This window comes from Stenotrophomonas sp. 169 (genome assembly GCF_014621775.1).
Classification (GTDB): domain Bacteria; phylum Pseudomonadota; class Gammaproteobacteria; order Xanthomonadales; family Xanthomonadaceae; genus Stenotrophomonas.
Map to the genome: position 1 here is coordinate 1,747,502 of NZ_CP061204.1, position 20,899 is coordinate 1,768,400.

At 66.0% G+C, this 20,899-nt stretch carries 14 protein-coding genes; 6 read left to right on the forward strand and 8 right to left on the reverse strand.

Translation table 11 applies throughout. The annotated features are described in order from the left end of the window. The first annotated feature begins 403 nt into the window (after positions 1–403). The 3 genes from ICJ04_RS07565 (at position 404) to ICJ04_RS07575 (ending at position 3,206) form a co-directional block, all read left to right on the forward strand. Complete coding sequence (locus ICJ04_RS07565; RefSeq protein WP_188326898.1) at positions 404–859, forward strand: transposase; 456 nt, start codon at positions 404–406, stop codon at positions 857–859. A gap of 815 nt (positions 860–1,674) precedes the next feature. Beyond that, complete coding sequence (locus ICJ04_RS07570) at positions 1,675–2,823, forward strand: acyl-CoA dehydrogenase family protein (protein WP_188326899.1); 1,149 nt, start codon at positions 1,675–1,677, stop codon at positions 2,821–2,823. An 89-nt stretch (positions 2,824–2,912) separates the two neighbouring features. After that, positions 2,913–3,206 (forward strand): hypothetical protein, encoded by a 294-nt coding sequence (locus tag ICJ04_RS07575; RefSeq protein ID WP_188326900.1) that lies wholly within the window; start codon positions 2,913–2,915, stop codon positions 3,204–3,206. A gap of 69 nt (positions 3,207–3,275) precedes the next feature. Here the strand turns inward: ICJ04_RS07575 and ICJ04_RS07580 are convergent, their stop codons facing one another. The 3 genes from ICJ04_RS07580 to ICJ04_RS07590 are packed head-to-tail and all read right to left on the reverse strand — an operon-like array spanning position 3,276 to position 8,407. Beyond that, positions 3,276–6,449: a multidrug efflux RND transporter permease subunit gene (locus tag ICJ04_RS07580; RefSeq protein WP_188326901.1), complete on the reverse strand. Its 3,174-nt coding sequence runs from the start codon at positions 6,447–6,449 to the stop codon at positions 3,276–3,278. A gap of 15 nt (positions 6,450–6,464) precedes the next feature. After that, entirely contained in the window at positions 6,465–7,751 is a 1,287-nt protein-coding gene (locus tag ICJ04_RS07585; RefSeq protein ID WP_188326902.1) for an efflux RND transporter periplasmic adaptor subunit, read from the reverse strand. Beyond that, positions 7,751–8,407 carry a TetR/AcrR family transcriptional regulator gene (locus tag ICJ04_RS07590; RefSeq protein ID WP_223203047.1) on the reverse strand — a complete coding sequence of 219 codons (657 nt, stop codon included), beginning with the start codon at positions 8,405–8,407 and terminating at the stop codon, positions 7,751–7,753. Before ICJ04_RS07590 ends, ICJ04_RS07585 begins: the two co-directional genes overlap by 1 nt. Before the next feature lie 261 nt (positions 8,408–8,668). Between ICJ04_RS07590 and ICJ04_RS07595 the strand changes: the two genes are divergently transcribed. The 3 genes from ICJ04_RS07595 (at position 8,669) to ICJ04_RS07605 (ending at position 15,624) form a co-directional block, all read left to right on the forward strand. Continuing rightward, positions 8,669–13,645, forward strand: coding sequence for an NAD-glutamate dehydrogenase domain-containing protein (locus tag ICJ04_RS07595; protein ID WP_188326904.1), 4,977 nt, complete (start codon positions 8,669–8,671; stop codon positions 13,643–13,645). Between the two features lie 208 nt (positions 13,646–13,853). Then, positions 13,854–14,627 (forward strand): NAD kinase, encoded by a 774-nt coding sequence (locus ICJ04_RS07600; protein WP_188326905.1) that lies wholly within the window; start codon positions 13,854–13,856, stop codon positions 14,625–14,627. Between the two features lie 49 nt (positions 14,628–14,676). Then, on the forward strand, positions 14,677–15,624 hold the full coding sequence (locus ICJ04_RS07605; protein WP_188326906.1) for a 5'-nucleotidase: 948 nt from the start codon (positions 14,677–14,679) through the stop codon (positions 15,622–15,624). A 161-nt stretch (positions 15,625–15,785) separates the two neighbouring features. Here ICJ04_RS07605 and ICJ04_RS07610 read toward each other — a convergent pair whose 3' ends face one another. From ICJ04_RS07610 to ICJ04_RS07630, 5 genes are all read right to left on the reverse strand, one after another. After that, complete coding sequence (locus ICJ04_RS07610) at positions 15,786–16,334, reverse strand: DUF2939 domain-containing protein (protein WP_188326907.1); 549 nt, start codon at positions 16,332–16,334, stop codon at positions 15,786–15,788. Positions 16,335–16,397: 63 nt separating this feature from the next. Beyond that, the gene (locus ICJ04_RS07615; RefSeq protein WP_188326908.1) at positions 16,398–17,387 is read right to left on the reverse strand and encodes an aldo/keto reductase; all 990 of its coding nucleotides are present in this window, start codon (positions 17,385–17,387) and stop codon (positions 16,398–16,400) included. Between the two features lie 5 nt (positions 17,388–17,392). After that, a complete protein-coding gene (locus ICJ04_RS07620) occupies positions 17,393–18,079 on the reverse strand; it encodes a DUF2461 domain-containing protein (RefSeq protein WP_188326909.1) in 687 nt (228 codons plus the stop codon). Then, positions 18,076–19,515, reverse strand: a complete 1,440-nt coding sequence (gene sbcB, locus ICJ04_RS07625) for an exodeoxyribonuclease I (RefSeq protein ID WP_188326910.1) — start codon at positions 19,513–19,515, stop codon at positions 18,076–18,078. Before sbcB ends, ICJ04_RS07620 begins: the two co-directional genes overlap by 4 nt. Next, positions 19,515–20,894, reverse strand: a complete 1,380-nt coding sequence (locus tag ICJ04_RS07630) for an NAD(P)/FAD-dependent oxidoreductase (RefSeq protein ID WP_223203048.1) — start codon at positions 20,892–20,894, stop codon at positions 19,515–19,517. Before ICJ04_RS07630 ends, sbcB begins: the two co-directional genes overlap by 1 nt. Between the last annotated feature and the right edge of the window lie 5 nt (positions 20,895–20,899).

The following is a 20,899-nucleotide window of genomic DNA, read 5'->3' on the forward strand; positions in this document are numbered from 1 at the left end:
CCGTCTCGTGGTCAAGGCGGTAACGAAACGGGTGTTCAGTGAAACCCAGCGTCGGGGAAGCGTCGGGGACCGGTAGCGCCGACCCATGGTCGGCGAGCGCAGCGGGCCGTTGGCGGATTGATCCCGCCGAGCGTGGCTCGGCGCTACCAGAGCGTCCGGGACCGGTAGCGCTGACCCACGGTCGGCGAGCGCAGCGGGCCGTAGGCGGAGAGATTCCGCCGAGCGCGGCTCGGCGCTACCAGAGCGTCCGGGACCGGTAGCGCCGACCCACGGTCGGCGAGCGCAGCGGGCCGTGGGCGGAGGGATCCGCCGAGCGCGGCTCGGCGCCACCGGGAGCATTTCCCACGCCTGCAAATCGCGTTCCCTGATCGTGACGTGTGGTGCATCCCCGGATACTGGACCCATGTCCAGCCGTCATCTCCAGCGCGGTCGTGCGTCCATCCCCGGTGGGTATTACGTTTTGACCACAGTCACCCACTGCCGCCGCCCGGTCTTCGAGTTCCCTTGCAACGCTCAGATCATTATCGAATCGCTGCGTGACGTAGAGCGGGCAGCGATCAGCCGCTCGTTCGCCTGGGTCGTCATGCCCGACCATGTGCATTGGCTGCTGCAATTGCGTCAAGGCACCTTGGGCGCCTGCATGCAGCGATTCAAATCCCGAAGCAGCCGGTTGATCGGCAGGACGTCTGGATCCGGAGCGCGGCTATGGCAGCCCAGCTACTTCGATCACGCCTTGCGATCGGAAGAGTCATTGCGTACGCAGGCCCTCTACATCGTGGCCAATCCTGTGCGCGCCGGGTTATCCGAGAACCTCGACGACTACCCCTACGCCTGGTGCCGCTGGCCCCTGCATCCGTGAAAAGCGCAGCGCAGGTAGCGCCGACCCATGGTCGGCGAGCGCAGCGGGCCGTGAGCGGAGGGATTCCGCCGAGCGTGGCTCGGCGCTACCGCAGCGTCCGGGGTCGGTAGCGCCGACCCACGGTCGGCGAGCGCAGCGGGCCGTGGGCAGGAAGATTCCGCCGAGCGCGGCTCGGCGCTACCGCAGCGTCCGGGGTCGGTAGCGCCGACCCATGGTCGGCGAGCGCAGCGGGCTGTGGGCTGATAGATTCCGCCGAGCGTGGCTCGGCGCTACCGAGGTGCCAGGATCGGTCGGCGAGCGCGGTAGCGCCGTATCCGAAAGAATTGCGCCAGCGCATCCGGGATCGGTAGCGCCGACCCATGGTCGGCGAGCGCAGCGGGCTGTGGGCGGAGAGATTCCGCCGAGCGCGGCTCGGCGCTACCAGAGCGTCCGGGATCGGTAGCGCCGACCCATGGTCGGCGAGCGCAGCGGGCCGTTGGCGGAGGGATTCCGCCGAGCGCGGCTCGGCGCTACCGCAGCATCCGGGATCGGTAGCGCCGACCCATGGTCGGCGAGCGCAGCGGGCTGTTGGCGGAGGGATTCCGCCGAGCGTGGCTCGGCGCTACCGAGGTGGCAGGCAGGCAGTGACCGGACGGATTCCACCAGCATCCGGGATCGGTAGCGCCGACCCATGGTCGGCGAGCGCAGCGGGCCGTTGGCGGATTGATCCCGCCGAGCGCGGCTCGGCGCTACCGGACGGGGTTGTCGCCGCGCAGTCAGCTGCAATCACGGCGCCCCCAGTACAATCCCGTATTCGTTACCCGGGAGGGGTTGTTGTGGATTTCAGCTTTACCGAAGAGCAGTTGATGCTGCAGGACGTTGCGCGCCGCATTGCGCAGGAAAAGATCGGCCCCAGCGCCGAACACCATGACCAGACCGGCGAGTTCCCGCTGGCCAATATCCAGCTGCTCGGTGAGAACGGGCTGATGGGGATCGAGGTGCCAACGGAGTACGGCGGCGCGGGCATGGACCCGATCGCCTATGTGCTGGCGATGGTGGAAATCGCCGCGGGTGATGCCGCTCATTCGACCATCATGTCGGTCAACAATTCGTTGTTCTGCAACGGCATCCTGACCTACGGCACCGAAGCGCAGAAGCAGAAGTACGTGCGCGCCATCGCCGAAGGTACGGCCATCGGGGCGTTCGCGCTGACCGAGCCGCAGTCGGGCTCGGACGCCACCGCCATGCGCTGCCGCGCGGTGAAGCAGGCTGACGGCACGTATGTGATCAACGGCAAGAAGAGCTGGATCACGTCCGGTCCGGTGGCAAAGTACATCGTGCTCTTCGCGATGACCGACCCGGACAAAGGTGCCAAGGGCATTACGGCCTTCCTGATCGACACCGACAACGCCGGCTTCGGCCGCGGCAAGACCGAGCCGAAGCTGGGCATCCGCGCGTCGGCCACCTGCGAAATCGAGTTCGATGACTACGTTGCGCAGGCAGGCGACGTGCTCGGCCAGGAAGGCGAGGGCTTCAAGATCGCGATGGGCGTACTGGACGCGGGCCGTATCGGTATTGCGTCGCAGGCCATCGGCATCGCGCGTGCGGCGTACGAAGCCACGCTGGAATACGTGAAGGAGCGAAAGGCCTTTGGCGCGCCGATCGGCACCTTCCAGATGACCCAGTCCAAGATCGCGGACATGAAGTGCAAGCTGGACGCGTCCCTGCTGCTGACCCTGCGCGCGGCGTGGGTGAAGGGCGAGGGCAAGCGCTTCAGCAACGAAGCGGCCATCGCCAAGCTGACTGCATCGGAAGCTGCGATGTGGATCACCCACCAGGCCGTGCAGATCCATGGCGGCATGGGGTACTCCAAGGAAATGCCGCTGGAGCGTTACTTCCGTGATGCCAAGATCACCGAGATCTACGAAGGCACTTCGGAGATCCAGCGGCTGGTGATCGCCCGCAACGAAACGGGCCTGCGCTGACCCAGTGGCGTGCGCGCTGAAGCGGGTCCATGACCCGCTTCGTGTCGCTGATCACCTAGAATGCCCGTCCTTTCAAAGCAGGTACGGGCATGATCATTTACCGCGGCGCAGGGTTCTTCACCCTGCTCACTCCCATCGTGGCTGTGTTGCTGCTGATGTGGCTGCAACAGGATCCGACCGTGGCCAAGGGCAACATGACGTTGCCGCAATTCCTGCTGGGCTGCGGCATCGGTGCGGCGATCAATACGCTGCTGGGCTTCGTGCTCAATCGTGGCGTGCGGGCAGACGGCGAGCCGGCGAAGCATCATTTCTTCTACCTGCCCATGCAGTGGCCTTCGTTGGCCATCGTGGTCGTCTGTGCGGTAGTTGCGGCCGTTCGCTGAGTCAGCGTCCCCCGAAAATGAAAAAGGCCCCGGATCGCTCCGGGGCCTTTTCATTTCAACCGCAGCGGATCAACGATCCGGGCGGTGCGGGCCATTGGCCTCGCTCTGGCTCTGCAGGAACTCCTTGGACGGCTCGTCGATCTTGTCACCCAGCATGCGGCGGACCACGACGAAGAACACCGGAATCATCAGCAGGCCCAGGAACGTGGCGAACACCATGCCGCCGATCACGCCCGTACCAATGGCGTGACGCGAGTTGGCGCCGGCACCGGTGCTGATCGCCATCGGGATGACGCCCATGATGAAGGCGAAGGAGGTCATCAGGATCGGGCGGAAGCGCAGGCGTGCCGCCTCGATGGTGGCATCGCGCAGCGTCTTGCCGGCCGCACGCTGTTCCACCGCGAACTCCACGATCAGGATCGCGTTCTTCGCCGCCAGGCCGATCACGGTGATCAGGCCGATCTTGAAGAACAGATCGTTGGGCAGGCCACGCGCCATCGAGAACACCAGCGCACCCAACACGCCCAGCGGCACCACCAGCAGCACCGCCACCGGGATGGACCAGCTTTCATACAGGGCGGCCAGGCACAGGAACACCACCACGATGGACAACACCATCAGCAGCGTGGCAGCGTTGCCGGCGAGGATTTCCTGGTAGGACATGCCGGACCAGTCGAAGCCGAAGCCCGGCGGCAGCTCATCGCGGACGATCTCTTCCATGGCGGTCATGGCTTCGCCGGAGCTGCGCCCCGGAGCCTGCGAGCCGACGATGTTGAACGCCGAGTAGCCGTTGTAGCGGCTGAGCGAGGGCGGAGCGGACACCCACTCCGAGCGCACCACGGTGTTCAGCGGGATCATTGCGTTGGTGCCATCGGCATTCTGGGTCAGCGACGAAGGACTGTAGAAGCTCTTCAGCGATTCCTCACCGGTGCGGAACGGCGCGTCGGCCTGCATGGTCACGCGCTTGATGCGGCCTTCGCTGAAGAAGTCGTTGACATACACCGGGGCCAGCATCAGCTGGATGGTGCTGTAGACATCAGTCACCGACATGCCCATCGCCTGCGCCTGCACACGGTCGACATGCAGGGCCAGCTGCGGGGCGTTTTCCAGTCCGTTGGGACGCACGCCGGTCAGCAGGTCGCTCTTCTGCGCCGCCGCACCCAGCAGGGTGTTGCGCGCGCTGGTCAGCTGGTCGAAGCCCGCACCGGCACGATCCTGCAGCCACATGTCAAAGCCGCCGAACTGGCCCAGTCCCTGCACGGTAGGCAGGTTGACCACGAAGATCTGCGCTTCCTTGATGCCGTAGAACGCGCCGTTCATGTTCTTGATCAGCTCGGGCACGGTGACGTCGCGGTCGGCCCAAGGCTTGAGGCGGATGAAGCCCATGCCCACGTTCTCGCCGGAACCGACGAAGCTGAAGCCGGCAATCTGCAGCAGGCCTTCGAAGCCTTCCTGCTTTTCCAGGATGCCGCGCATCTGCGTGAATACTTCGTTGGTCTGGCTCTTGCTCGACCCCGGCGGCAGCTGCACGATCGCCAGCGCGTAGCCCTGGTCTTCTTCGGGCAGGAAGCTTCCCGGGATGCGGGTGAACATGAAGGCACACAGCGCACCCAGCACCACGAACAGGATCATCCAGCGCGGCGCATGCTTCACCGCCGAGGTGATGTGGCCCACGTAGGTGCCACTGATCTTGTCGTAGTACTTGTTGAACGTGCGGTAGACGATGTTCGGGTGGTCGTTGTGCGTCGGCTTCAGGAACGTGGCACACAGTGCGGGGGTGAAGCCCAGCGCCAGGAACGCGGAGAACCCCATCGAGATGGCGATGGTCAGTGCGAACTGCTTGTAGATCTCACCGGCCGCACCGCCCTGCAGGGCGGAGGGAATGAACACCGCCGCCAGCACGACGGTGATCGCCACCACCGCGCCGGTGATCTGGGTCATCGCCTTCTGCGTTGCCTGCTTGGGCGGCAGTTTTTCCTCGGTCATGATGCGTTCGACGTTCTCGATCACCACGATCGCATCATCGACCACGATGCCGATCGCCAGCACCAGCGCGAACAGGGTCAGCTGGTTGATCGTGAAGCCGATCATCCACATGCCCAGGAACGTACCCAGCAGCGCGACCGGAATCACCAGCGTGGGGATCAGCGTGGCGCGGAGGTTCTGCAGGAAGATCAACATCACCAGGAACACCAGCACCATGGCCTCGATCAGGGTCTTGATGACTTCCTCGATCGAGATCTTGACGAAGGTGGTGCTGTCATACGGCGAGAACCAACTGACGCCTGCCGGGAAGCTGGGCTGCAGCTCTTCCATTTTCGCGCGCACCGCGTCGGCCACGTTCAGCGCGTTCGCGCCGGGCAGCAGCTGGATCGCGAAGGCGCCGGTGGGCTTGCCGTTGTACTGGGTATCAAAGCCGTAGTTGCCGGCACCGAAACCAATGCGGGCAATGTCCTTGAGCAGCACGCGCGAGCCATCCGGATTGGCGCGCAGGATGATGTTCTCGAACTCTTCCGGGGTGCTGAAACGGCCTTCGGCCGATACCGTGGCGGTGAAGTGCTGGCCGGCGGGCGCCGGATCCGAGCCCAGTGAACCCGCTGCGAACTGTACGTTCTGCTCGCGCACGGCCGCCAGCACCTGGCTGGCCGACAGACCGTAACCCTGCATGCGTTCGGGGTTGAGCCAGATGTTCATGGCGTACTCGCCGCCGAACTGCTGGGTGCTGCCGACGCCGGGGATACGCGAAATCTGCTCGAGCACGCGCGAGGCCACGATGTCGTTGAGCGCATCGCGGCTGACGCTTCCCGAATCCGAGCGCAGTGCCACCACCATCAGGAAGCCGGCGTTGGCCTTGGCCACCACCACACCCTGCTGGGTCACTTCGGTGGGCAGGCGCGGCGTGGCCAGCGACACCTTGTTCTGCACCTGTACCTGGGCGATATCGGGATCGGTGCCGGTCTCAAAGGTGACCGTGATCGTGGCCCGGCCATTGGACGACGACGAGGAGCTGAAGTACAGCAGATGATCGATACCGGTCATCTGCTGCTCGATCACCTGGGTGACCGACTTTTCCGTGGTGTCCGCACTGGCACCGGGGTAGGTAGCCGACACGGTGACCTGCGGCGGGGCAATGGTGGGGTAGGACTCCACACCCAGGTTGAGGATCGCGATCACGCCGCTGAGCGAGATAAGGATCGCTACCACCCAGGCAAAGACCGGATGTTCGATGAAAAATTTAGGCATGACGGATGATTCCCGTTACTGCTTGGTCGAATCGGATGCCGGCGCCGCCTGGTCGGCGGGTGCCGGAGCCTGCGGTGCCTGCGGTGCGGCGTCAGGTGCTGCGGCAGCATCGCCCTGCGCGGCGGGTGCGCCGCCGGTCGGCTTGCCGCCCGCTGCGCCGCCCTGGGCGGCCGCCTGCTCGGGGGTCCACGGCTTGGCCGTGGCCGGTGCGCCTTCCTTGACCTTCTGGGTACCGGCCACCACGACCTTGTCGCCCGGCTCCAGGCCGGCGGTGACCAGCCAGTTGCCGCCCTGCGCACCTTCGGTCTTGACGTTGCGGCGGACGACCTTGCCATCGGCACCGACCACCATCAGGTAGCCGCCGGTGGCGTCGCGCAGCAGCGCCGGCTGCGGCACCAGGTACGCGTTGTTGCGCTCGCCCAGGGTGGCCTGGAAGCTGACGAAGGCGCCGGGCAGCAGAATGCGCTGCGGATTGGGCAGCACCGCACGCAGCGACACGGCGCCGGTGGCCGGGTCGACGGTGGTGGACGAGAAGTCCAGCGTGCCGTTTTCACCGTAGGTGGTGCCATCGGACAGCTTGACCTGCACGGTGGCCTTGCCATCGCCGCTCAGCGCGAGCGCGCCCTTGGCCTGCGCGGCACGCAGCTGCGACAGCTCGTCCACGCTCAGCGAGAAGTTCACGTACAGCGGATCAAGCTGGTCCACGGTGGTCAGCAGGGTCACATCACCCTGGCCGACCAGCGCGCCCTCGGTCACCTGCTGCTTGCCGGCCACGCCGCTGATGGGCGCCTTGACTTCGGCATAGCCCAGGCTGATCCGCGAGCTGCTCACAGCGGCTTCGGACTGCTTCACCGCCGCCTGCGCGGTGCGCTCGGCCGACTCGGCGTTGTCCAGGTCTGCCTTGGACACATACTTCTGCGGGGCCAGCGAGCGCGCGCGATCAGCGGCCACCTTGGCATTGGCGTACGTGGCACGGGCCGAGGCCAGCTGGGCTTCGGTGGCATTGAGCTCGGCGCGCAGCGGTGCCGGGTCGATCAGGAACAGCGTCTGGCCCTGCTTGACCTCGCTGCCTTCCTGGTAAACGCGCTTGAGCAGCACGCCCGGGACGCGGGCACGCACATCCGAGCTGCGGTACGGCGACAGGCGGCCGACCAGCTCGCGCTGCAGCGGCAGGGTCTGCGGCTTGGCATCGATCACGCCCACTTCCGGCGGCGGCGGTGCTTGCTGCTCTTCTTTCTTGCAGGCAGCCAGCGCAACGGCGACAGCGCACGTCAAAGCGAGGGTGCGGAGTGGGGCGATCATCAGGAGAAACTCCGGTGTTGGTTTGAAGACGGTTGGGTCGATGCGCCGGGCGCGAACGCGCGCAGGAAGCTGTCGACAGAGAATTCTGCCCAGCGCCGACGCGCCAGGGCGTCGTCGCGGTGGGTAATGAAGAAGCGTTGCCGGTCGAAATCCTGCCCGCCGATCATGCTGATCAGCAGCTCGGCCATGAAGTGCGGGTCGTCATGCCTCAGGTGGCCACGCGCAATGGCGTCAGCTATCCATTCAGCAAGGTGAAGCGTCAGCGTGCCGGTGCCGTCACGGTAGAGGTTGCGCGCCTCATCAGGGAACTGTGCGGCATCGGCCGCGATCAGCCGGCAGGCCTGCGCCACGTGCGGCTGGTTGAAATGGTCCAGATAGTCGGTGGCGAACTGCAGCAGGCTGCCGTGCAGATCGTCGCCGCGCAGGCTGCGCAGGCCGGCGGTGGCACGGCAGACGTGGCGTTCCACCACCCGGCGCATCAGCTCCTGCTTGCTGCCATAGCGCGAATACAGGGTCTGCTTGGAGCAGCCGGCATGCTGGGCGACCGCCTCCATGCTCATCTGCATCCCGTGTCGCGCCAACAGTTCGCGCACCGCGTCAAACACACGCAGGTCGCGCGCGTCCGTGTCGGAAGCGGGGAGGGAAGAGGGGTTCACGGAGTGGACTATACCGTCCAGTTCAGAATTGTGGAATCGTTTTGCAGCCAAACGCCGCCTTGCTGTCACACGCTTTGCCGATCCTGTCGGCAGCGCTTGCCGATCGCGACAGCCGTACGTCGGCGCATGGGGGCGGGTGTCGGCAATCGCATGTAAACCGCACCCAACCCGCAGATTCATATTCCGTCCTGCAGCAAGGCCTTTTCGTGCAACAGGGCTACACTTTCATTTTCCCAACTGGGCAACACGACTCGCTCTGCCATGAAATCGCAAAAGTCTGCAGTCAAAACCGTGAAAACCAAGCCCGCTACGGCGGAAACCCAGCTTGTCCCGGCAACTGGTTTCTCGCTGGAACCGGTGTACACGGCCTTGCGCAAGCGATACCCCGCGGCGGGGCAGGCCGAGGCCGTGGCTTTCGCCGCCGATTTCTACAAGCGTATGGAGGCGGACGAGTTCCCGCATCACAGCGCTGAAGAATGGGCTGCGCTGGCCGCCGATACGCTGGAGTTCGCCCGCAACCGCAAGGTCGGCAAGGCCAATGTGCGCGTGTTCAATCCGACGGCCAAGGCCAACGGGTGGGAATCGCCGCATACGGTGCTGCAGATCGTCAATGACGACATGCCGTTCCTGGTCGACACCGTGACCATGGCGCTGGCCGAACAGGGCATCGGCGTGCACGTGCTGGGTCACCCGGTGATCCGCTTCGGGCGCGACAAGGCCGGCAAGCTGTCCACGGTCGGGGAGGGTGACGTCGAGTCGGTGATGTTGCTGGAGATGGACCGTCAGTCGCCCGAGGCGATGGCCGACATCGAGCAGAGCATCGGCAAGTCGCTGGAAGAAGTGCGCTCGATCGTGCGCGATTGGCAGCCGATGCGTGACAAGGCGCTGGCCGTGGCCGAAGACCTGGGCAGCCGCCAGCTGCCGGTCGACGATGCCTCGCGTCGCGAGGCGCAGGAGTTCCTGCGCTGGGCGGCCGACAACCACTTCACGTTCTTCGGCTACCGCGAGTACCGCGTGCAGAAGGAAGGCAAGGAAGACGTGCTGGCGCCGCTCAACGATACCGGCCTGGGCCTGATGCGCGGCCGTGACAAGTCTGCCGCACGTCCGGTCAAGACGCTGGCCGCCCAAGGTCTGAACACCACCACCGGACTGAAGGATGCGTTGATCCTGACCAAGACCAATGCCCGCTCGCGCGTGCATCGTGCCGGTTACATGGATTACATCGGCGTGCTGGAGTTCGACGCCAAGGGCCGCATCATCGGCGAGCAGCGCTTCCTGGGCCTGTTCACCTCCAGTGCCTACAACCGCCGTCCGTGGGAAATTCCGCTCGTGCGCCAGCGCTACGAGCACGTGATGGAGCGTTCGGGTCTGTCGTTGTCCAGCCATAGCGGCAAGGCACTGCGCCACATCCTGGAAACCCTGCCGCGCGAAGAGCTGTTCCAGTCCAGCGAAGACGAACTGTTCCGCACCGCCATGGGCGTGCTGGGCCTGCAGGAGCGCGTGCGCAGCCGCCTGTTCCTGCGCCGTGACAAGTATTCCCGCTTCATCTCCGCGCTGGCGTTCCTGCCGCGCGAACGTTTCAACACCGATGTGCGCCTGCGGATCGAAGCCATGCTGCGCGACGCCCTGCAGGGTGAGCACGTGGACAGTTCGGTGGTGCTCGGCGATTCGCCGCTGGCCCAGGTGCACCTGATCGTGCGGCCGAAGGCCGGCCCGGTGGTCGACGTGGACACCAACGCGCTGGAACAGAACCTGGCCCACCTGCTGCGCAACTGGCAGGACGACCTGCGCGAAGCGCTGGTCACCCGTCACGGTGAGACCGAAGGCCTGCGTATCGCGGCCCGCATCGGCAAGGCATTGCCGGCCGGTTACATCGAAGACAACAGCACCGCCGTGGCCGCCAGCGATGTCAGCCAGCTTGACGCGCTGACCGGTCCGGACGATCTGCGCCTGAGCCTGCAGACGGTACCGCGCGAGAGCGGTGACGGCCTGCGCCTGAAGCTGTACCGCCAGCTGGACGACATCCCGTTGTCCGATGCGCTGCCGATGATGGAAAACATGGGCCTGCGGGTCATCTCCGAGCGCCCGTACCGGCTCTCCGTGGACGACGCGCCGGTGTACGTGCAGGACTTCGAAGTGGAGTCGGTGGCCGGTGCCATCGATGCCGCCAGTGTCGACGAAGCCTTCGGCCAGACCTTTGCCCGCGTGTGGCACGGTGACGCCGAGAACGACGGCTTCAACCGCCTGGTACTGGCCGCCGGCCTGCATTGGCGCCAGGTCGCCATGCTGCGCGGTTACTGCAAGTACCTGCTGCAGACCGGCGTGCCGTTCTCGCAGGCCTACGTGGAAGGCACGTTCACCCGCTATCCGCTGCTGGCACGCCTGTTGGTGGAACTGTTCGAAGCGCGCTTCGATCCGGCGACCGGCAACGAGAGCAAGGACGACATCGCGGCCGGCCAGGCCACGCTGAAGGCGCATCTGGATGTGCTGGCTGCCGGTGACGACGCCACGCTGAAGGTGCTCAAGGGCGTGGTCGACGCTCGCAAGGGCGACCGCAACTCTCAGATGCAGGCCGCGCGCGATGCGCTGCTGAAGCTGATGGACCGTGTGTCCAGCCTGGACGAGGACCGCATCCTGCGCAGCTTCATGGGCGTGATCGATGCGACCCTGCGCACCAGTTACTACCAGAGCGATGCCAACGGCCAGCCCGGCCATTGCATCAGCTTCAAGTTCGACGCCGCGCTGGTGCCGGACCTGCCCAAGCCGCGCCCGTACCGCGAAATCTTCGTCTACGGTCCGCGCGTGGAAGGCGTGCACCTGCGCTTCGGCGCGGTGGCCCGCGGCGGCCTGCGCTGGTCGGATCGTCGCGAAGACTTCCGTACCGAGGTGCTGGGCCTGGTCAAGGCACAGATGGTCAAGAACACCGTGATCGTGCCGGTCGGCGCGAAGGGCGGCTTCTTCGCCAAGGTGCCGCCGGCCAGCGGTGACCGCGATGCGGTGTTCGCCAATGGCGTGGCCTGCTACAAGCTGTTCATCCAGGGCCTGCTGGACATCACCGACAACATCGTCAACAACAAGATCGTGCCGCCCATCGATGTGGTGCGCCACGATATGGACGACCCGTACCTGGTGGTGGCCGCCGACAAGGGCACCGCGACGTTCTCCGACATCGCCAACGGCCTGGCCATCGCGCACGGCTTCTGGATGGGCGATGCATTCGCCTCCGGCGGCTCGGTCGGTTACGACCACAAGGGCATGGGCATCACCGCACGCGGTGCGTGGGAGTCGGTCAAGCGCCACTTCCGTGCACTCGGCCGTGACAGCCAGAGCCAGGACTTCACCACGGTCGGGGTCGGCGACATGTCCGGCGACGTGTTCGGCAACGGCATGCTGTTGTCGCGCCACATCCGCCTGCTGGCCGCGTTCGATCACCGCCACATCTTCCTCGACCCGAATCCGGATGCCGCCACCACGTTCGTCGAACGCGAGCGTCTGTTCACCGTGCCGCGCTCCAGCTGGGCCGACTACGACGCCACGCTGATCAGCAAGGGCGGTGGCATCTTCCCGCGTTCGCTGAAGTCCATCGAGATCACCCCGCAGGTGCGTGAAGCGCTGGGCCTGGAAGACGGCGTCAAGGCGATGTCGCCCAACGACCTGATGAGCGCCATCCTGAAGGCGCCGGTCGACCTGCTGTGGAACGGCGGCATCGGCACCTACGTCAAGGCAGCCAGCGAGCAGCACAGCGATGTCGGCGACCGTGCCAACAACGCGCTGCGCGTCAACGGCGGCGAGCTGCGTTGCAAGGTGGTGGGCGAGGGCGGCAACCTGGGCATGACCCAGCTGGGCCGCATCGAGGCGGCGCAGGCCGGCGTCCTGCTCAACACCGATTTCATCGACAACTCGGCCGGCGTGGACACCTCCGATCACGAGGTGAACATCAAGATCCTGCTCAACGACGTGGTGCGTGCGAAGAAGCTCACCGTCGAGCAGCGCAACAAGCTGCTGGCGTCGATGACCGATGAGGTCGCCGCGCTGGTGTTGAACGACAACTATCGCCAGAACCAGGCACTGAGCCTGATGGAGCGGATGGCGGTCAAGCGCCTGGGTTCCAAGCAGCACTTCATCCGCACCCTGGAACAGCAGGGCCTGCTGGACCGCCAGATCGAGTTCCTGCCGTCCGATGCCGAGCTGTCCCAGCGCAAGGCGCGCGGCCAGGGCTTGACCCGTCCGGAGCTGTCGGTGCTGCTGTCGTACTCCAAGCTGGTGGCCTTCCAGCAGCTGCTGGAATCGGACATCCCGGAAGATCCGTACCTGTCCAAGGAGTTGCAGCGCTACTTCCCGCAGCCGCTGCAGAAGAAGTACGCCGATGCGATGGAACGCCACCGCCTGAAGCGCGAAATCATCGCTACGGCCGTGACCAACCAGACCATCAACCGGATGGGCGCCACGTTCCTGATGCGCATGCAGGAAGATACCGGTCGCTCCATCGCCGAGGTCGCCAAGGCATACACCATCAGCCGCGAAACACTGGATGCCCGCGCGCTGTGGGCGCAGATCGATGCGCTGGACGGCACCCTGCCTGAAGCCGTGCAGATCGACGCGCTGGAAGTGATCTGGAAGCTGCAGCGCGCCTTCGTGCGCTGGCTGCTGTCGCGCCCGGGCCCGATGCCGGGCATCACCGAAGCGGTCAACCGGTACCAGGCGCCGTTCAACGACATCCGCGTCGCGTCCGGCGTGCTGCCCGATTCCCAGCGCCCGACCTACGAGGCCTTGGTACAGCAGTGGAACGAGAAGGGTCTGCCCGCCGCGCTGTCGCAGCAGCTGGCCGAGCTGCACTTCCTGGAACCGGCGTTCGACATCATCGAGCTGGCCCGCACGCGCAAGCTGAAGCCGGTGGATGTATCGAAGATCCACTTCCGCCTGGGCGAAGCGCTCAGCCTGCCGTGGCTGTTCGAACAGATCGACGCGCTGGAGGTCAACGGTCGTTGGCATGCGGTTGCACGCGGCGTATTGCGTGACGAACTGGCAGCGCATCACCGCAATCTGTCCGGCCAGGTGATCGGCACCAAGGGCAGCGGCGCGGAGGCCAAGGTGGCCGCCTGGATGGGCCGTGACGACAGCAGCCTGCGCTTCACCCTGGCCATGCTCAGCGAACTGGCCGAGCAGAAGACGCTGGACTATCCGACCGTGTCGGTTGCGGTACAGCGGTTGGGTCAGCTGGCGTCGCACGGTTCGTAAGCGCATCCGCACTGATGCCCCACGGTTTGCGTTGCACACCGTGGGGCCCGTGCAGAGCGTGCTTCCAGACTCCCGCGCCTCTTTGGCGCGCCCCCCTGACTGAGGGGGCTCTGGTCCGGATACCGTCCGGGCCGGCGGCACGTGGCGCGGTTTCCGCGCCACGTCCGGTTATGCTCTACCGGTACCCGCGCATCACCGGACAGCCTGCATGAGCGATTCTCCCCGCATTGCGTTTCTTGCCAGCAGTACCGAGCCGGCACGGCTTGCCTTGGCCGCAATGGTGGCACGGCATGGTGCCCATGCCCCCGAGGACGCGGACGTGCTGTGCCCGCTGGGCGGCGATGGCTTCATGCTGCAGACCCTGCACCGCTTCGGTCATCTGGGACGTCCCGTGTTCGGGATGAAGCTGGGGACGGTCGGTTTTCTGATGAACCAGTACCGCGACGATGACGATGTCGCCCGGCGCATTGCAGAGGCCGAGCCGGCGCACCTGCGTCCGCTGCAGATGATGGCCCTGACCGAATCGGGTTCGACCACCGGGTCGCTGGCCTACAACGATGTGTCCTTGCTCCGGCAGACCCGTCAGGCGGCCCATATCGGCGTGGATCTGAACGGCCAGGAACGCGTCGCCGAACTCATCGGCGACGGCGTGCTGGTGGCGACGCCGGCGGGCAGCACCGCGTACAACTACTCCGCGCACGGTCCCGTGTTGCCCTTGGGCTCAGCGACCATCGCCCTGACCCCGCTCGCCCCGTACCGTCCACGACGCTGGCGCGGCGCCATCCTCAAGGCGGATACCGAAGTGCGCTTCCGCGTGCTGGACCCGTACAAGCGACCGGTCAGCGTGACGGCCGATTCGCATGAGACCCGGGACGTGGTCGAAGTCACCATCCGGGAATGCCGCGATCGCCAGGTCACGCTGCTCTTTGACCCGGAGCACAACCTGGAAGACCGGATACTGTCAGAACAGTTCGTGTTCTGAGCGACAATAGGCGGCCGGCAACCGCCGGCTGCAGCAAGGAACCGAGCCGATGGGCGACAACACCCCCCGATTGTTGACGGTCGCGGTGACAGCACGCGCGCTCTTCGACCTGGAAGAGAGCCACGCACTGTTTGAGAGTGACGGTGTGGATGCCTACGCGCAGTACCAGCGCGAGCACGAAGATGATGTGCTGGGTCCCGGCGTTGCCTTCCCGGTGGTGCGCAAGCTGCTGGCCCTCAACCAGGGGGCAGGCCCGGAAAACCCGCGGGTGGAGGTCATCCTGCTGTCGCGCAATTCGGCCGATACCGGCCTGCGTATCTTCAATTCCATCCAGCATTACGGCCTGGACATCATCCGCGCCACGTTCACCGCCGGTGAACCCACCTGGCCCTACGTGAAGCCGTTTGGCACCGATCTGTTCCTGTCGGCCAATCCGGAGTCGGTGCGCAGCGCACTGCTGCACGGAATTGCCGCGGCCACCATCCTGCCGAAGCCGCCGGGCGAAACAGCAGCTGCGGCGGCCGACCAGTTCGTGGACATGCGTCGACCGGCGGGACAGTTGCGCATCGCCTTTGACGGCGACGCGGTGATCTTCGGCGATGAGAGCGAGCGTATTTCGCGCGAGCAGGGCGTTGAAGCGTTCGGCCGGCATGAACGCGAGCGCGCACGCGAAGCATTGAGCGGCGGCCCGTTCCGTAATTTCCTGTCTGCGCTGCACACGTTGCAGGAAGTCTTCCCGTCCGGCGAAGACGCACCGATCCGTACCGCACTGGTGACAGCCCGTTCGGCACCGGCACACGAGCGGGTCATCCGCACGCTGCGGGAGTGGGGGGTGCGGCTGGACGAGGCGCTGTTCCTCGGCGGACGGCACAAGGGCCCGTTCCTGCAGGCCTTCGGCGCGGACATCTTCTTCGACGACTCCCAGCACAACATCGACAGCGCCCGCGAGCACGTCGCCGCTGGCCACGTACCGCACGGCGTCGCCAACGAACGCTGACCTGCCGTCGCAACACACCCCGGGCGGCCTGCGTCCGGGATCGCGACGTCGCATCACGTCCAGGTAGCGCCGACCCATGGTCGGCGAGCGCCCCGCGCGGCCTGCGTCCGGGGATCGCGATGCCGGAACGAAGGGCCGCCGAGCACGGCTCGGCGCTACAGTTACGGTGCCGGTATCGCGTTGCGCAGGTCGACCACCCGCCAGCGCAGTCCCTGCGGTTCCAGTACCACCTGCAACGGCGGCTCGGCGGGACCCCGATCTACATCCACCACGAACCGATCCAGCCGCTCGAACCGATGCCGGGCTTCCTTCAGCGGTTGCGCCGGCTCGGTGGCACCGTACGCATCGCCGCCCTGCAACTCGTTGCGACCTCGCTTGTACAGCACGTGTCCCTGCAGCAGGGCGCCGATACCCATCGGGGTGATCATCGTATCGACCGCGGCACCGCCCAGCTGGCCACCCAGCCCGTAGAGCAGCGCGCCGAACGGGCTTTCGGCCACGCCGGGCCCCGCCTGGCGGACCAGGTAGTCGCTGATCTGTGCGCGCAGGCTGACGCGAACCCGCGGGAAATCGACATAACGTTCCAGGCGGGAGGTATCACGCTGCTCGATGGCGGTGGCCAAGCCATGGACGGTCAGATACGGGCCACTGAACCACCAGCCCGCAAGCGCCAGCACCAGCAACACGACAACGGTAATGAGTTTCTTCATCGGACAGGCAGCGCAGAGGAGGACACACAGCGTGCCGCATCGCCAAGGCGGCCGGGTTAAGCCTCAGTGACTGGGTGAGCCACTGCCGTCGCCGAAGGCCTCGACCAGCGCCGCCAGGTCGGCCTCCGTCAGCCGGTCCGGATCGGTCTGCAGCACCTGTTCCAGGCTCGCCACCCGGGTCGTACCGAGGATGCCAGCCGCCACCCCGGGATGCCGCAGCACGTAAGCAAACGCGGTCTGCGCCGGGCGCTGCGAGCGGATCGCCGCCACCGCCTGCTGCATCGCGCGGGCGCTGTGCATCAGGCGACGGCTGCTCGGTTTCAGCCACGCGCGGGCAAGATACCAGGCATCGGCGAGGCGCGGCACACGGGCACGCGCAGGCAGCAGGTGCCCCTGCGCCAGCACCGTACCGGCCAGAACGCCGATGCCGGCCTCGTGCAGCCGGCTGATGTGCGTGCCGCGATCCTGCTGCAGTGCGTTGTAGTCCAACAGGACCACATCGAAGGCTGCCGGATGCGCCAGCATCCAGTCGAACGTCACCGCCGAATGGGTATTGATGCCCGTGCTGCGGATGAGCCCGCGCTGTCGCAGCTGCTGCAGCGCGTGCAGCAGCTCATCGGTGATTTCGTGGCCACCGATGCCATGCAACTGATACACGTCAAGGTAGTCCAGCCCCAGGTTGCGCAAGGACGCCTCGCAGCTGGCGACGATCGCCGCGGGCGAGAAGTCGCGTTGCTCCGCCCCGCTGATGCCCGCTTGGCCGGTCAGCGTGCCGCCCTTGCTCGAGATCACCAGCGAATCGCGTGGAAAACGTGACAGCAGCGGGCGCAGGATGCGACCGAGCCGAGGTTCCGCGTTGAACCCCGAGTAGTTGTGGCCCGTATCCAGCAGATTGAGTCCGCGCTCCAGCGCATGGGCCACCACGCGCGCGGCGTCGGCTTCATCGAAGCGCCTGTGCCCCCAGAATCCAGAGCAGCCCAGGCCGACGGGCGAAACCTGCAGGCCGGTGCGTCCGAGCGTTCGCCGTTGCTGAGTGAGCGGAGTGGTGGTCACGGAACTCAGAATTCCAGGTCCAGCGCAGCGCACAGATAGTCCACGAACGGCCCCAGCGCGGCCAGGTCCTTGCCCAAGGTGGAGAGCAGACGCGGCCCCGTCATCATGGTGTCGTCGAGCGGACGCCACATGACCCAATTACGGTGCTTCAGGTCTTCGATGAACTCGAAATCCGCCGGGAATCCGCGCGGCGGCCGGACCAGTTTTTCCGTCTGCTCCAGCTCGAACCGTCGACGCAGTGCAGGGGCATGCGCGGCCTGCTTCCAGCTGCCCGGGTTGTCCAGGATGAAATGACGGATGCGCCGCTGGGTGTCCGGCTCCGGGTGCCACAGCCCTGCGCCGACAAAGCTCCCGCCGGGCTGCAGGTGGATGTAGAAAGACGGTGCGGCGACTTCACGGCGCCGCTCATGGAACAGGCGGGCGCCCTGCCAGTTCTTGTACGGTGATTTGTCGTTGGAAAAACGCGCATCGCGGTAGATGCGGAACAACGATCCGCCCATCGTGCGCGTATCGGCACGGAACTTCGGGCTGACCTCGGCCAGTGCGGGCTGCAGGTCGCCGATCAGGCGCAGGAACGGCTGGCGCACGTGATCTTCGTACTGCCGCTTGTGCTCGTTGAACCACGGCTTTTCGTTATGCAGGGCCAGGTTGCGCAGGAAGGCGAAGCTGGCATCGGAAAAATAGGCACTCACAGGCTGTCCTCAAGCTGCTTGCCCCAATCGCGCAGTGCCTGCAGCAGCGTGTTGCGGCGCAGGTCGTCGGACGACTCGGCGGCAAGGGTATCGATCTGTTCGCGGTACTCGGCCAGGTTCACCTCACCCAGCCGGTCGTCGCCCCGCAGTCGCTTCTGCCGGTAGGCCTGCCAGCGCGCCTGCGCGGCCGGGTCCAGGCTGCCGGGATGGTTGCGTGCCCGGTAACGCAGCAGCAACTCGGGCAGACGCGGGTCGTTGAATTCGCCTTCAAGCGCGGCCAATCCGTCCGCCGCCGTAGTGCGTACGCGTGCCAGCAGCGGTTTGTCACCGGCACCGAGGAAGCCATCGTAGATCGAGGCATCCACATCGGAGGGGCCACCTTCGCGCGGGCGGGAAAAGACCAGGCGCGCCTTTTCGGCCAGCATCGGGGCGTGCGGACGCAGCCGCTCCACCTTGGCCTGGATCGCGTCGACGTCCAGCCCCAGCCGCGCGTGGTCGTCCGCACGCAGATGGTTCCAGGCGACCAGCGCCGGCACCTTGTTGGTATGCACTTCTTTCAATGGCACGCGCGCCATGCCCTCGGGCATCTCACTGGAGCGCAGGTACAGCCGCTCGGCGATGGTCTCGGCCGGCAGCTCCAGCAGCGCATCGATATCGCCCTCCAGATCGAACACGATGTACCGGTTGTTGATCTGCGGGTGCACGGCCAGCGGCAACACCGGGGCCGCGCACAGGCGCGTGGCGGGGTAACGCATGGAGATGTGCAGCAGCGGTTGCAGTGCGGTCACATCCAGCAGGCTGGAAACAAACCGCTTGTCGCGCAGACGCAGCGCGTACTCCCACAGGCGCGGCTGCGCCTTGCGGAACAGGCGCGCCATGCCGATCGTCGCGCGCACATCCGACAGGGCCTCATGCGCGTCGCCATCGCGCACCCCGTTGGCCTCGGCCAGATGTTCCAGCTTGAAGGACGTGGCGCCGTCCTCGCGTTTGGGCCACACGATGCCCTCCGGGCGCAGTGCATGCATCAACCGCAGCATGTCCAGCAGGTCCCAGCGCGAGTTACCGTTGCGCCATTCGCGCTCATACGGGTCGAAGAAGTTGCGGAACAGGCCATGACGGATGAACTCGTCGTCGAAGCGCAGCGTGTTGTAGCCCAGCGAGCAGGTGCCCGGACGGCTCATCAGGTCGTTGATGCGCGCCAGCGCGTCGGCCTCGCTGATGCCCTCGGCCAGCGCATGCTGCGGGGTGATGCCGGTCACCAGCGTGGCGTACGGCGAGGGCAGCAGGTCGTCGGCGGGACGCACGTAAAAGCTGACCGGCGTGTCGATCTCGTTGAGCTCGGCATCGGTGCGGATGGCAGCGAACTGGGCGATGCGGGTGCGGCGTGGATCCTGGCCGAACGTTTCGAGGTCATAGAACAGGAAGCTGTCAGCCATCAGTGCGCGCCCTCCAGCACCGGCAACTTGGCGTGCACTTCGGATTCGAGGGCGGACCAGTCGATCTGCAGCAGCGAATCGAGGCCGTGGGTGGCGTTGCGCAGGATGCGGCGCTGGATCCGGGTGCGCTCCAGCGCGACCGCGTAGGGCGTGTGCAGGAAGGTAACCATGGTGTAGTGTGGCACGAAGCGGGTAGGCCAGCGCTGCTGCAGCGCAAGCTCCAGTTCACGCTGCAGCAGGAACGTCGGCTCGGCGACCTGGTCGCGCATTTCCACGTAGTTTTCCAGCGCCATCTGCTGGATCGCCCACGCATTCGGCGAGCGCTCCACTTCGAATGCGGCGTATGCCGTGCGCAGGTCCGTGGCCACATCCAGATGCCGCGCCAGTGCCACGCAGTCTTCAAAGGCGCAGTTCATGCCTTGGCCGTGGAACGGCACCATCGCGTGCGCGGCATCACCGATCAGCACGGCCTTGTCGTCGCTGTGCCAGCGTTCCAGATACAGCGTGCCGAGCAACCCGGGCGGATGTGCATCCCAGTCCGCGCGCAGGTCGGGTATCAGGGGCAGTGCATCCGGGAATTCCCGCGCGAACAGCGCATGCGCCTGGTCACTGCTCACCACGGTGTTGAACCCCGGATTGCCCTTGTTGGGCAGGAACACGGTGACCGTGAACGTTCCTTCGTGGTTGGGCAGGGCGATGCACATGAAGCGGCCGCGCGGCCAGATGTGCAGCGCATTCGGATCGATCTGGAACGCACCATCGGGGCCGGGCGGAATCTCCAGCTCCTTGTACGAGTGGTCCAGGAATTCGGTCCGCTCACCCAGTGGCTGGCGGCGGTTCATTGCCCCACGCAGTGCCGAGCCGGCACCGTCGGCACCGATCAGGCTGTCGAAGCGGATGTCGTGCGGCGTATCGTCACGGTCATCGATGAAACGCGCCTGCTGCGCATCGAAGTCGACGGTGTGCAGGCGGCGGTGGAAATGCACCGTCGCACCCGCCGCCTCGGCCAGCTCCAGCAGGGTGATGTTGAGATCGCGGCGGTGGATCGACCAGATCACTTCACTGTCGTCGCGGCCGTAGCGCTGCAACTGCGGCGCGTCACCGTCGCGCAGATGGACCATGCGGCCGCGCATCATCACCGCGCGCGCCATCACCGCTGCTTCCACGTGGGCGCCGGCCTGGCGCAGTGCATTGCGTCCACGCTCGGCCAGCGCCAGGTTGATCGAGCGCCCGCTTTCATAGCCACTCACGCGCGGATCGCCACGGCGTTCGTACACTGTGATGTTCCAGCCCTGCCGCGACAGCAGGATGGCCAGCAGCGAGCCGGCCAGGCCCGCGCCGACAAGGGTCAGTGATCGCGGGCGGGCAGGGGTCTTCAGAGAGG